The sequence below is a fragment of the Escherichia sp. MOD1-EC6300 genome (assembly GCF_002965045.1).
GTDB lineage: Bacteria > Pseudomonadota > Gammaproteobacteria > Enterobacterales > Enterobacteriaceae > Escherichia > Escherichia coli_F.
The window spans coordinates 359095-373309 of sequence record NZ_PTRH01000002.1; the positions used below are offsets into that span (position 1 = coordinate 359095).

Consider the following 14215-nt stretch of genomic DNA (forward strand, 5'->3'; position numbering starts at 1 on the left):
AACGCTCCCTCAGTTAATCGCGAAATAACTGCTATTCACCAGCAAATCCAGCGGTTGGGCATCGGCAATCACATCACCATAAATCAGATCGACGCCGATGCCAGAAAGCGTATCCATCACTAAGGGTAAAACGACTGGCCCGGCGATGGTTTTCATCCCGAGTCGCTGAGCGTGCCCCTGAATAATCGTAATCAGCATCTCATCCATCAAATTACCCTGCACGTTGGCGCATAACTCACCATCAAGTAGCAGGTAATCTGCCATATTCGCTTTCAGCGAGTTGAAGATTTGCAGATCGCGGCCCACCTGGCTGAGCACTATCCGACATCCCGCCAGCCGCAGTTTTTGCACGCTTACTGCGTGATCTAAAATCGCTTCAGCCGGAATAATCAGATGTAATAACCGTGGTGGTAGAGGGCTATTTTCCAGCTGCTCAAGCAGATCATTCACCAGCGTGGCGCTACTCAAACCGGCAACGGAAAGAGGGAGGGCGATGCTTATGCCTTTACTGGCAACCGCTTTGGCGGCCTGCTGGAAAAAATCGTGGAATACCCGTCGGTCAAGAGCATGGCTAAGTGCCGGATCGCTGAAGCTACGACGAAATGTTTGTTCATCAATAATCTCGCCTTCGCAATTCCAGAGCTTAAGTGAAATCAGCCACAAATTACGTGCTTCCGGGATCCGTGGCGAAGCGACACCGTGGGCGATCATCATCAACTGATTCTCTTTAATCATCCGCCACTGTTCATCAAGCGACATCGCTGCCCGTTCGCTATGTGCGGCAGCTTGCTGCGGTTCGTAAATCGTCACCCGGCCCCGGCCACCATTTTTGGAGGCATAACAGGCGATATCAGCCTGCGACATCACTTCAGCCGCCTGATGATTGTTGTCATCAATCAAGGTAATCCCGGCACTGGCACCTACCCGATGTACACGTCCTTCCCAGATAAAGTGATAGTCATTCACGGCACTGATAATGCGTGTAGCGATAAAACGCGCGCTTTCAACATTACAGTCTGGTAGCAGCAGACCAAATTCATCCCCACCGAGTCGCGCCAGCACGTCGCTGGAACGCAGCATACTCAGCATTAACGACGCCAGTTCGCGCAGCAAAGCGTCACCCGCCGCATGCCCGGCGCTGTCATTCACCGCTTTAAAGCGATCAAGATCGATAAACACCAGGGCATGTCGCTGATGTGTACTGTTTACCGTTTGCAGCAGGATACGCAGTTGTTTCTCAAAACTGGCGCGGTTGGCGAGATGCGTCAGTGCATCATGGGAGGCGCTGTAGCTCAGCTGGCGCAGCATTTTGCGTGATTCGGTAACGTCCTGAATCACCAGAACCGAACCAATATTGCTGCCGTCCAGAGTACTTAACGGCGTAATACTGTAATGCACGTCGTAACTGCCGCCGCTCCGACAGTGCAACACCACATCTTGCTCGATCGCGGAACGTGAGGTGTCGGCACTGTAAATGTTCTCCATTAATGGTCCGTTGTCGCCAAAAGTAATATGCAACACCGTCAGGAGCGGAACACCTAACGCTTCTTCCTGCGTCCAGCCGCTCATCTTCTCCGCCACTGGATTCATAAAGGTAATTTTCATCGCCATATCAATACAGATCACGGCTTCACCGATGGAATCAAGCGTAATGTGCAGGCGCTCTTTTTCCTGAAACAATGCCTCGTTAAGCTGTTTCACTTCGGTCATATCCATATTGATGCCGAGGAGACGTTCGACTTCGCCTTCTTTATTCAGTACCCGGTTGGCGAGGGCGCGGATATGGCGAATACCGTCTTTTACGGTAATGCGAAATTCCAGTTTAAAGGGCGAGCGTGATTGCAACGAATCACGAATCACTTTTTCGGCATGCTGGCGATCTTCCGGCAGCACGCACTCGTACCACACCTGCCAGTTCGGTTTGATATGTGGAGGAATTTCATACAGCTCGAACATCCGCTTATCCCAGCTAAAAATATTCGGCTTCAACTCCCACTCCCAGATGCCAATCCCGCCCGCTTCGTTAGCCAGAGTGATGCGCTCCATCAGTTGCTGATTGACCTGTTCGGTGCGTTTTAGCTCGTTAATGTCTTCAATCTGAGCGATAAAATAGAGCGGCGTGCCATCCGTGTGGCGCACCAGTGAGACGGCAAGCAACGCCCAGACAACATCGCCATTGCGGTTGTAGTAGCGTTTTTCCATTGAATAGGTGTTTATTTCACCGCTTATCAGCTTTTCAACCTGTTGGAGATCTTTATTGAGATCCTCCGGCCAGGTCAGTTGCTGAAAGGTGAGTCCGCGCAGCTCTTCCTGACTGTACCCGAGAAACTGGCAGAGCGCTTTGTTGGTTTGCAGCCATTGTCCCTCGGTGCCCACTAACGCCATACCGATAGCGGAATATTCCATCGCGTTCCGAAAGTGGGTTTCGCTTTCGGAAATGTGTTTGCGTTCCGCACGAAAGGCATACATCACCATGGTCATGATGTTGGCGGGCAGCAGGATCAGCAAAAACGGTAGCCACGGCATATGGCTCATCAGGTACGTACGCGGCGTAGCAAGCAGGGAGGGATCCGCGGCCATCATCAGCGACACCATCATCACCGTGGTAAGGAAGATCAAAAAGGCTTCCATTCGTGGCAGACGCACGGCGCTCCACATCAACAGCACAATAATGAAAGTAAAAGGCCACGGCAGATACAGCATCGAAAGCCAGCTTAACGTCAGTGTGATGGCTAACGTGAGCAGCGACTCAAAAAGCAACCGTGGGTTGCGATGGCGCAGCAGATAGTGCGGTTTAAATAACAATCCCAGCGGCACCAGTGCCAGAGCGCCGATGGATTCTGACAGTACCCATATCAAAAATGCCCTGAGAGGATCGTCTCCGGGCGTCAGCAGGACAACCAGAACACCCCCCAACAGAGGCGGAACAATGGCGCTGCCGAGTGCCAGACGCAGCCAGTCAGCCAGATTTTGCAAGGGGTTATACCACGGCAGCAATTTACGTAGCAGCACTGCCCCGACCACGGCTTCAACAATATTGATGGTCGTCCAGGTCATGTTCAGCGAGCTGGTGGAAAAAAGCAGGATGGATGCGGCGATATTTCCCAGCGAACAGCTCAGCGCAATTCCCGGCCACATGCGCCCGGCATGGCGATAAAACGCCACCATCATGATGGACGTCGGGAACCACAGTGGGGCGAGTTGGGTGCCAAACTGCGAAAGCTCAAGCGAGAAAAGGGTAAAGATAAACGAGACTAAACCTAAACTGACCAGGTGAAGCAGCGGGTGGGGCAGGGCAATTAATACATGCTGTGATTGTTTGCTCATTACCGCTTTATCCGCAAGACCTGGTCGCCAGTATTCGTTTCTGTGTTTATGCTAGTACAAAAGTTTTACATTTTATATGCGAATTGCTCATAAAGTGACGTAAAGGCGGATAATTTGCGCAACTGCGTATAACATTTTTTACCTTACATAAAACTGATCAACGTAATTTGCCCCCGGGAATTCTTTGTCAACAATTAACTCTGAGCGCGCGGCAACGCTATTCGACTGGTATCAGACGGATGAAATCCCTATAATTGCCGCGTTTGGCGCTTCGTCGCCCCCTTCCTAACATCCAGGTTAATCAGGTCGCTAAATATATGACTGATCAGTCTCATCAGTGCGTCATTATCGGTATCGCTGGCGCATCGGCTTCCGGCAAGAGTCTTATTGCCAGTACCCTTTATCGTGAATTGCGTGAGCAAGTCGGTGATGAACACATCGGCGTAATTCCCGAAGACTGCTATTACAAAGATCAAAGCCATCTGTCGATGGAAGAACGCGTTAAGACCAACTACGACCATCCCAGCGCGATGGATCACAGTCTGCTGCTTGAGCATTTACAAGCGTTGAAACGCGGCTCGGCAATTGACCTGCCGGTTTACAGCTATGTTGAACATACGCGTATGAAAGAAACGGTGACGGTTGAGCCGAAGAAGGTCATCATTCTCGAAGGCATTTTGTTGCTGACGGATGCGCGTTTGCGTGACGAACTTAACTTCTCCATTTTCGTTGATACCCCGCTGGATATCTGCCTGATGCGCCGCATCAAGCGTGACGTTAACGAGCGTGGGCGTTCAATGGATTCAGTGATGGCGCAATATCAAAAAACCGTGCGCCCGATGTTCCTGCAATTCATTGAGCCTTCTAAACAATATGCGGACATTATCGTGCCGCGCGGCGGGAAAAACCGCATCGCGATCGATATATTGAAAGCGAAAATAAGTCAGTTCTTTGAATAAGCTTGATAAATTGTGTACCGTTCAGTGATAACCTGGTATGCCCTTGACGTAATTGGCGTTAAGGGAGTGATGCGCGAAAGGAGAAAATGCCATGCGTCTGTGTGACCGAGATATTGAAGCCTGGCTTGATGAAGGCCGTTTGTCGATCAACCCACGTCCGCCAGTGGAGCGTATTAACGGCGCGACGGTGGATGTACGCCTGGGCAATAAATTTCGTACCTTCCGTGGTCACACGGCAGCGTTTATCGATCTGAGCGGTCCCAAAGATGAAGTGAGCGCCGCGCTTGACCGCGTGATGAGCGATGAGATCGTTCTCGACGAGGGCGAGGCGTTCTATCTTCACCCAGGAGAGCTGGCGCTGGCGGTGACGCTGGAGTCGGTGACGCTGCCAGCCGATCTGGTGGGCTGGCTGGACGGGCGTTCCTCACTGGCGCGTCTGGGGCTGATGGTGCACGTCACCGCGCACCGCATCGATCCGGGCTGGTCTGGTTGCATTGTGCTGGAGTTCTACAACTCCGGTAAGCTGCCGCTGGCGCTGCGTCCGGGCATGTTAATTGGTGCGCTGAGCTTTGAGCCGCTTTCCGGCCCGGCGGCGCGACCTTACAACCGCCGTGAAGATGCGAAATATCGCAACCAGCAGGGCGCGGTAGCCAGCCGAATCGATAAAGACTAATTCAGGCCCATTGAGGATACCATGAGACGATTTCTGACGACGCTGATGATACTCCTGGTCGTGCTGGTGGCCGGATTATCTGCGTTAGTGTTGCTGGTGAATCCGAATGATTTCCGCGACTATATGGTCAAGCAAGTTGCTGCACGTAGCGGTTATCAATTGCAGCTCGACGGGCCACTGCGTTGGCACGTCTGGCCGCAGCTTAGTATCCTCTCCGGGCGAATGTCTCTCACCGCCCAGGGCGCGACCCAGCCACTGGTTCGCGCCGACAACATGCGCCTGGACGTGGCGCTTTTACCACTACTGAGTCATCAACTGAGCGTTAAGCAGGTGATGCTAAAAGGGGCAGTGATCCAACTGACGCCGCAGACGGAAGCGGTGCGCAGTGAAGACGCTCCGGTTGCACCGCGCGACAATACCTTGCCGGATCTGTCAGACGATCGCGGATGGTCGTTTGATATATCCAGTCTTAAGGTGGCGGACAGCGTTCTGGTGTTCCAGCATGAAGATGACGAGCAGGTGACAATCCGCAATATCCGCCTGCAAATGGAACAAGATCCCCAACATCGTGGCTCATTTGAGTTCTCCGGGCGGGTTAATCGCGATCAGCGCGATCTCACGATATCCCTTAACGGTACGGTAGATGCTTCTGATTATCCGCATGATTTAACGGCGGCTATTGAACAAATTAACTGGCAGTTGCAGGGTGCAGATTTACCAAAACAAGGTATTCAGGGGCAGGGGAGTTTCCAGGTCCAGTGGCAGGAGTCACATAAACGCCTTTCATTTAACCAAATTAGTTTGACCGCCAATGACAGTACGCTGAGCGGGCAAGCACAGGTTACGCTGACAGAGAAACCGGAATGGCAGCTGAGGCTGCAATTCCCGCAACTGAATCTTGACAACCTCATCCCGCTTAATGAAACCGCGAATGGTGAAAACGGTGCCGCGCAGCAGGGGCAGAGCCAATCAACGTTGCCGCGCCCGGTTATTTCTTCGCGTATTGATGAACCGGCCTATCAGGGACTGCAAGGCTTTACGGCTGATATTTTGTTGCAGGCCAGTAACGTGCGCTGGCGCGGAATGAATTTTACAGATGTTGCCACGCAAATGACCAACAAGTCGGGTCTGCTGGAAATTACTCAACTACAGGGCAAGCTTAACGGTGGACAGGTTTCACTGCCGGGCACGCTGGACGCGACATCAATAAATCCGCGGATAAACTTCCAGCCACGGCTGGAAAACGTTGAGATTGGTACCATTCTGAAGGCGTTTAACTATCCGATTTCGTTGACCGGAAAAATGTCACTGGCTGGTGATTTCTCCGGTGCTGACATAGATGCCGACGCATTCCGCCACAACTGGCAAGGACAGGCACATGTCGAAATGACCGACACGCGCATGGAAGGGATGAACTTCCAGCAGATGATTCAGCAAGCGGTAGAACGTAATGGTGGTGATGTGAAGGCCGCTGAAAACTTCGATAACGTAACGCGTCTTGACCGCTTTACCACCGATTTGACGTTGAAGGATGGCGTCGTGACGTTAAACGACATGCAAGGTCAATCGCCTGTGCTGGCGCTTACAGGGGAAGGCATGTTGAATCTGGCAGATCAAACCTGCGACACCCAGTTTGATATTCGGGTCGTGGGTGGCTGGAACGGGGAAAGCAAACTGATTGATTTCCTCAAAGAAACGCCAGTACCGCTGCGGGTTTATGGCAACTGGCAGCAACTCAATTACAGTCTGCAAGTGGATCAGTTACTGCGCAAACATCTACAGGACGAAGCGAAACGTCGCCTGAATGACTGGGCCGAGCGGAATAAAGATTCCCGCAATGGCAAAGATGTGAAGAAGTTGCTGGAGAAGATGTAGGTTACCAGGTGACCTGTCCTGTAGGCCTGATAAGACGCGTAAAGCGTCGCATCAGGCGTTCGCGGCGGCACCATTATATTCTGAATATGTAAGATCGAAGGCTGTTCCGTTCACTTGATGTTCCTCGCTACTATGGAACGCTCAAGCCGGTGAACGTGCCAGGGTGGCTCAATCGCCACCACCCTGGCAACCCGGGCTCCCGGCGGTAAATCGCCGCTGGCGCGGTTCCCTCATCTTATTCCTTTCGGCTATCGGGTACGGGCGCGAGGTAACATCCCTGTAAAACGCGCCCTCAGCCCACATCCATGTGGGCTGCCCCGGCCTACAGGAAACGATTCGGCGATTTACAGCCGGACCCACACCCCCGCTGTAATGTCCATGTACCACAGACAACGCTTCATTGCTGAAGTTATAAGGCGTCACGCAGCATCGGGTAAAATGACCGATACCATCACACCTCGTACTCCAACTCGCCATCCTTATGCAGCGGAATAATCTGCACCTTCTGCACGCGATGGCTTTCCACCTGCAACGTTTTAAGCAAATAATCCCCCACCTGAACTTCTTCGCCAGGTTTTGGAATACGCTGTAAATATTCCATCAACAGCCCGGCAATGGTGTGATATTCACGTTTTTCATCCAGCGGCAGCGGCACATATTGCACTAGATCTTCCAGCGGCATATGACCATTCGCCGTCCAGGAACCGTCCGCATTCTTCTGAATATCATGGCGGGCGTCGATCTCTTCCACTTCGTTCGGTAAGTTACCGGCAATGGTTTCAGTGACGTCACTTAATGTCACAATCCCTTCCACCGAGCCAAACTCATCCACCACAAAAGCAAAGTGTGTGCGGGCATTACGGAACTGCTCCAGGGCAGGTAACAACGGCAAGGTTTCCGGGAACACCAGCGGCTGGCGAATCAACACCCGCAGGTTGAGCGGTTCGCCGCGCAGTGACTGTTGTAGCAGGTCGATAACGTGAACAACACCGAGCAAATCTTCTGCGTCGTCACCGTCGGTAACCACCAGCCGCGTATGCTGATTACGCTCCAGCAACTGGCGGATCTCGTCTTCCGGCGCGTTGAGATCGATATGCTCAATATCGTGGCGCGACGTCATAATGCTGCTGACGGTACGCTGGTTAAGATTAAGTACCCGCTCAATCATCCGCCGTTCCTGCGGATTAAAGATCTGCTGGTTACCATGATCCACCAGCATGGACGCGGTTTCGGCGTCCAGTTCCGCATCTTCTTTTTGCCCGCTAAGCAGGCGCATTACCGCTTCGGTAGTCCGCTGGCGCAGCGTCTGGTTAGCGGAAAGAAAACGTCGCCGGTTAAAGATAGCCAACTGATTGAGCGCCTCGATCATCACCGAGAAACCAATGGCAGCGTACAGGTAGCCTTTCGGAATGACGAAGCCGAAACCTTCTGCCACCAGGCTAAAGCCAATCATCAACAGGAAGCTTAAGCAGAGAATAACGATGGTCGGGTGACTGTTAACAAATTGCGTTAACGGCTTGCTGGCCATCAACATCAGGCTGATAGCGATAACCACGGCGGCCATCATGACCAGTAAATGGTCGACCATCCCGACGGCGGTAATCACCGAGTCGAGTGAGAAGATGGCGTCCAGTACCACAATTTGTGTCACCACCCCCCAGAACTTCGCACCTTTGCGTTGTGTGGGGTTATTGCTGTCTTTTCCTTCCAGCCGTTCGTTCAGCTCCATCGTGGCTTTGAACAACAGGAAGAAACCACCAAACAGCATGATTAAGTCGCGGGCGCTAAAGGTAAACGAGCGGAAGCTGAACAGCGGTTGAGTCAGGGTGACCAGCCAGGAGATTGACGCCAGCAGTAACAGGCGCATTAACATCGCCAGCAGCAGCCCGGTAACCCGTGCGCGGTCGCGCTGCTTCGGCGGTAGTTTTTCGGCGAGGATGGCAATAAAGACCAGGTTATCAATGCCGAGGACCAGTTCGATCACAATCAGCGTGATTAACCCGGCCCAGATAGACGGATCGGCAATCCATTCCATAGTAAGTACAAAACCTATTCGTTGTATGACAAATGTCACAATTCGATCATGGATAAATCGGGGCAAAAATGCAATGTTGCAGCACTATTTATCTCATATTATTTGAGGGTAATAACCTCACATTATCCCTGAATTAAAAGTGGTAATAATAAAACATTATTTAAGAAATATCGCATGTAGAGACACTATATTAAATATTGTCAACCTAAAGAAACTCCTAAAAACCATATTGAATGACACTTAATATAATTCTTAAAAATAGCCAATTGCCGAATTGTTACCTTGCCTGCTATTCCGTTAGCTGTAACACTTCCTCCTGCATTATTGGAGAGCCAATATTCAATTACCATAATGTCACCTTATATTCGGAAGTTAATTTCCGCAATAACCCTTTCTCATCAACGACTGTATGTTGAGAGGGTTTTGAAAATTAAGCTAAATCAGTGTATTGGTAGCTAAAAAGCCAGGGGCGGTAGCGTGTCTGGATGCCTGAAAGACCAGTCTGAATTATTCTGTCAATAGCCTGCGGATGAAATCAATTTTTTTAGGACTGATGCCAGTTAAATTTTTATTCAATTAACTGCAAGGTAAATGTGCATGGCGACATTGCTATTAATAGTGCACAGGATAATTACTCTGCCAAAGTGATAAATAAACAATGATGAAATCCAAAATGAAATTGATGCCATTATTGGTGTCAGTAACCTTGATAAGCGGTTGCACAGTACTTCCGGGCAGCAATATGTCGACGATGGGCAAAGACGTCATCAAACAGCAGGACGCTGATTTCGATCTCGACAAAATGGTGAATGTTTATCCGTTGACCCCGCGCCTGATTGACCAATTACGTCCACGACCCAACGTAGCGCGCCCCAATATGACGCTGGAAAGCGAGATCGCGAATTACCAGTATCGCGTCGGGCCGGGGGACGTTCTTAATGTCACCGTCTGGGATCACCCGGAACTCACCACGCCAGCCGGTCAGTACCGCAGCTCCAGTGACACCGGCAACTGGGTACAGCCTGACGGCACCATGTTCTACCCGTATATCGGCAAGGTTCACGTAGTCGGGAAAACGCTCGCTGAAATCCGCAGTGATATTACCGGGCGCTTAGCGACGTACATCGCTGACCCGCAGGTGGACGTTAATATCGCCGCCTTCCGCTCACAAAAGGCCTATATCTCAGGTCAGGTGAATAAATCCGGTCAACAGGCGATCACCAACGTACCACTGACTATTCTCGACGCCATCAACGCCGCAGGTGGCCTGACCGACACCGCTGACTGGCGCAACGTGGTGCTAACACACAATGGTCGTGAAGAACGCATTTCTTTGCAGGCGCTGATGCAAAACGGCGACCTCAATCAGAACCGACTGCTTTATCCCGGCGATATTCTCTACGTGCCGCGTAATGATGATCTGAAAGTATTTGTGATGGGTGAAGTGAAGAAACAGAGCACCCTGAAAATGGACTTTAGCGGCATGACCCTGACTGAAGCCCTGGGTAATGCTGAAGGCATCGACATGACCACCTCCAACGCCAGCGGCATCTTTGTCATTCGTCCGCTGAAAGGCGAGGGCGGGCGTAATGGCAAGATTGCCAATATCTACCAGCTGGATATGTCCGATGCGACGTCGCTGGTGATGGCGACAGAATTCCGCCTGCAACCTTATGACGTGGTGTATGTCACCACCGCCCCGGTTTCCCGCTGGAACCGTCTGATCAATCAGTTGCTGCCAACTATTAGCGGTGTCCGTTACATGACGGATACAGCCAGCGACATTCATAACTGGTAATCGTCATGTTTAACAACATCTTAGTTGTCTGTGTCGGCAATATTTGCCGTTCCCCGACGGCGGAACGCTTACTGCAACGTTATCACCCGGAGCTGAAAGTGGAGTCCGCTGGACTCGGCGCGCTGGTCGGTAAGGGCGCTGATCCTACCGCTATCAGCGTCGCCGCAGAACATCAACTGTCTCTGGAAGGTCACTGTGCACGGCAAATCAGCCGCCGCCTGTGTCGCAACTATGACCTGATTTTGACCATGGAAAAGCGCCATATCGAACGCTTATGCGAGATGGCACCTGAGATGCGCGGCAAAGTGATGCTGTTTGGTCACTGGGATAACGAATGTGAAATCCCCGATCCGTATCGCAAAAGCCGGGAAACGTTTGCAGCGGTGTACACATTACTTGAACGGTCTGCCCGCCAGTGGGCGCAGGCATTGAACGCAGAGCAGGTATAAGAATGACAGAAAAAGTAAAACAACATGCCGCTCCGGTAACGGGCAGTGATGAAATCGATATTGGTCGCCTGGTCGGCACCGTCATTGAAGCGCGCTGGTGGGTGATTGGCATCACCGCTGTATTTGCCCTCTGTGCTGTGGTTTACACTTTCTTCGCCACGCCGATTTATAGTGCCGACGCACTGGTACAAATCGAACAAAACAGCGGCAATTCGTTAGTGCAGGACATTGGCTCGGCATTAGCCAACAAACCGCCTGCATCGGACGCCGAGATCCAGTTGATTCGTTCGCGTCTGGTGCTTGGTAAAACGGTGGACGATCTAGACCTCGATATTGCGGTGAGCAAAAACACGTTCCCGATTTTCGGTGCGGGCTGGGATCGTTTGATGGGACGTCAGAACGAGACGGTGAAAGTGACCACCTTTAACCGCCCGAAAGAGATGGCGGACCAGGTGTTTACGCTTAATGTGCTGGACAATAAAAACTACACCCTGAGCAGTGATGGCGGCTTTAGCGCCCGTGGGCAAGCGGGCCAGATGCTGAAAAAAGAAGGCGTCACGCTGATGGTTGAAGCCATTCACGCCCGCCCGGGCAGTGAGTTTACCGTCACCAAATACTCCACGTTGGGGATGATCAACCAACTGCAAAACAGCCTGACGGTAACGGAGAACGGCAAAGACGCAGGCGTACTGAGCCTGACTTATACCGGTGAAGATCGCGAACAGATCCGCGACATTCTTAACAGCATCGCCCGTAACTATCAGGAACAAAATATTGAGCGCAAATCGGCGGAAGCGTCGAAAAGCCTCGCTTTCCTCGCGCAACAGTTACCGGAAGTACGTAGCCGCCTCGATGTTGCCGAAAACAAACTGAATGCCTTCCGTCAGGATAAAGATTCTGTTGATCTGCCGCTTGAAGCGAAAGCGGTGCTCGATTCGATGGTGAACATTGACGCGCAGTTGAACGAACTGACCTTTAAAGAGGCGGAAATCTCCAAGCTGTACACCAAAGTTCACCCGGCGTACCGCACGCTGCTGGAGAAACGTCAGGCGCTGGAAGAAGAGAAAGCCAAACTTAACGGTCGCGTAACGGCGATGCCGAAAACCCAGCAGGAGATTGTGCGCCTGACCCGCGATGTCGAGTCTGGTCAGCAGGTCTATATGCAACTGCTGAATAAAGAGCAGGAGCTGAAAATCACCGAAGCCAGCACCGTCGGCGATGTGCGCATTGTTGACCCGGCAATCACCCAGCCTGGCGTGCTAAAACCGAAGAAAGGGCTGATTATCCTCGGCGCGATTATCCTTGGCCTGATGCTCTCTATCGTGGGTGTGCTGCTGCGCTCGTTGTTTAATCGCGGCATCGAAAGCCCGCAAGTGCTGGAAGAACACGGAATCAGCGTCTATGCCAGCATCCCGCTGTCGGAGTGGCAGAAAGCGCGCGATAGCGTCAAAACCATCAAAGGGGTTAAACGCTATAAACAGAGCCAGCTACTGGCAGTGGGGAATCCAACCGATCTGGCGATTGAAGCCATCCGTAGTCTGCGTACCAGTCTGCACTTCGCGATGATGCAGGCGCAGAACAATGTGTTGATGATGACCGGGGTTAGCCCGTCAATTGGTAAAACCTTTGTCTGCGCCAACCTGGCGGCGGTGATCAGCCAGACCAATAAACGGGTGTTGTTGATCGACTGTGATATGCGCAAAGGCTACACCCACGAGCTGTTGGGCACCAATAACGTCAATGGTCTGTCGGAAATTCTGATTGGTCAGGGCGATATTACTACCGCTGCTAAACCGACCTCTATTGCCAAATTTGACCTGATCCCGCGCGGTCAGGTGCCGCCAAATCCTTCTGAGCTGTTGATGAGCGAACGCTTTGCCGAACTGGTGAACTGGGCGAGTAAAAACTATGACCTGGTGTTGATTGATACGCCGCCGATTCTGGCAGTGACCGATGCCGCAATTGTTGGTCGTCATGTCGGAACCACGTTAATGGTGGCGCGTTATGCGGTCAACACATTGAAAGAAGTGGAAACCAGTCTGAGCCGCTTTGAGCAAAACGGTATTCCGGTGAAAGGGGTGATTCTGAACTCCATCTTCCGCCGCGCCAGCGCGTATCAGGATTATGGCTATTACGAATACGAATATAAGTCGGATGCGAAATAACGACGCCTGCATTCGCACCGCCCCGTAGGCCGGATAAGGCGTTCACGCCGCATCCGGCAAGCAAACCAGCTCATAAGCCGGGAGAACAACCTATGAAAGACAATCCGCTGATCTCAATCTATATGCCGACCTGGAACCGCCAACAACTGGCGATTCGGGCGATAAAATCGGTCTTGCGCCAGGACTACAGCAACTGGGAGATGATCATCGTGGATGATTGCTCCAACTCCTGGGAACAACTGCAACAGTACGTCACCGCCCTCAACGATCCGCGTATTACCTACATTCACAACGACATTAACAGCGGGGCGTGCGCGGTACGTAACCAGGCGATTATGCTGGCGCAAGGGGAATATATCACCGGGATCGATGATGATGATGAATGGACACCCAACCGTCTGAGCGTCTTCCTCGCCCATAAACAGCAACTGGTCACACACGCCTTTTTGTACGCTAACGACTACGTTTGCCAGGGTGAAGTCTATTCCCAACCAGCAAGTTTGCCACTGTATCCCAAATCGCCGTACTCACGCCGCCTGTTCTACAAACGCAATATCATTGGCAATCAGGTCTTTACCTGGGCATGGCGTTTCAAAGATTGTTTGTTCGATACCGAACTAAAAGCGGCACAGGATTACGACATCTTCCTGCGGATGGTGGTGGAGTATGGCGAACCGTGGAAAGTGGAAGAGGCGACGCAGATCCTGCATATCAATCACGGTGAAATGCAGATCACCTCGTCACCGAAAAAATTCTCCGGATACTTCCACTTTTACCGCAAGCACAAAGACAAATTTGACCGTGCCAGCAAAAAATATCAGCTGTTTACCCTCTACCAGATCCGCAATAAACGTATGACCTGGCGCACTTTGCTGACGCTGCTGTCGGTGCGTAACGGCAAACGTCTGGCTGATGGTATTCGGGGGCGCTAAAG

General features: G+C 51.8%; 10 protein-coding genes. 7 read left to right on the forward strand and 3 right to left on the reverse strand.

Annotated features, from left to right (window positions below; genetic code table 11):
• Positions 1 to 9 precede the first annotated feature (9 nt).
• Entirely contained in the window at positions 10 to 3327 is a 3318-nt protein-coding gene (locus BGE37_RS04405; protein WP_105287822.1) for a diguanylate cyclase, read from the reverse strand.
• A gap of 317 nt (positions 3328 to 3644) precedes the next feature.
• On the opposite strand from BGE37_RS04405, the gene udk reads away from it, so the two are divergent.
• From udk to asmA, 3 genes are all read left to right on the forward strand, one after another.
• Positions 3645 to 4286 carry a uridine kinase gene (udk, locus tag BGE37_RS04410; protein ID WP_001295424.1) on the forward strand — a complete coding sequence of 214 codons (642 nt, stop codon included), beginning with the start codon at positions 3645 to 3647 and terminating at the stop codon, positions 4284 to 4286.
• Positions 4287 to 4377: 91 nt separating this feature from the next.
• Positions 4378 to 4959 (forward strand): dCTP deaminase, encoded by a 582-nt coding sequence (dcd, locus tag BGE37_RS04415; protein ID WP_001234767.1) that lies wholly within the window; start codon positions 4378 to 4380, stop codon positions 4957 to 4959.
• A 21-nt stretch (positions 4960 to 4980) separates the two neighbouring features.
• Positions 4981 to 6834 carry an outer membrane assembly protein AsmA gene (gene asmA / locus BGE37_RS04420; protein ID WP_097758062.1) on the forward strand — a complete coding sequence of 618 codons (1854 nt, stop codon included), beginning with the start codon at positions 4981 to 4983 and terminating at the stop codon, positions 6832 to 6834.
• 451 nt (positions 6835 to 7285) lie between these two features.
• On the opposite strand, the gene BGE37_RS04425 is transcribed toward asmA, so the two are convergent.
• Both BGE37_RS04425 and BGE37_RS25400 read right to left on the reverse strand, forming a co-directional pair.
• Positions 7286 to 8869: a TerC family protein gene (locus BGE37_RS04425; RefSeq protein WP_001300971.1), complete on the reverse strand. Its 1584-nt coding sequence runs from the start codon at positions 8867 to 8869 to the stop codon at positions 7286 to 7288.
• Between the two features lie 200 nt (positions 8870 to 9069).
• A complete protein-coding gene (locus tag BGE37_RS25400; protein WP_162829205.1) occupies positions 9070 to 9219 on the reverse strand; it encodes a hypothetical protein in 150 nt (49 codons plus the stop codon).
• Between the two features lie 308 nt (positions 9220 to 9527).
• Here BGE37_RS25400 and wza point away from each other — a divergent pair, with 308 nt between their 5' ends.
• The 4 genes from wza to wcaA all read left to right on the forward strand — a co-directional run bounded on the left by wza (position 9528) and on the right by wcaA (position 14213).
• A complete protein-coding gene (gene wza, locus BGE37_RS04430; RefSeq protein ID WP_000978094.1) occupies positions 9528 to 10667 on the forward strand; it encodes a polysaccharide export protein Wza in 1140 nt (379 codons plus the stop codon).
• Positions 10668 to 10672: 5 nt separating this feature from the next.
• Positions 10673 to 11116, forward strand: a complete 444-nt coding sequence (gene wzb / locus BGE37_RS04435; protein ID WP_000482901.1) for a low molecular weight protein-tyrosine-phosphatase Wzb — start codon at positions 10673 to 10675, stop codon at positions 11114 to 11116.
• Positions 11117 to 11118: 2 nt separating this feature from the next.
• Complete coding sequence (gene wzc / locus BGE37_RS04440) at positions 11119 to 13281, forward strand: tyrosine-protein kinase Wzc (RefSeq protein WP_000137136.1); 2163 nt, start codon at positions 11119 to 11121, stop codon at positions 13279 to 13281.
• Positions 13282 to 13373: 92 nt separating this feature from the next.
• Positions 13374 to 14213 (forward strand): colanic acid biosynthesis glycosyltransferase WcaA, encoded by an 840-nt coding sequence (wcaA, locus tag BGE37_RS04445; RefSeq protein ID WP_032256392.1) that lies wholly within the window; start codon positions 13374 to 13376, stop codon positions 14211 to 14213.
• The last annotated feature ends 2 nt before the right edge of the window (positions 14214 to 14215 follow it).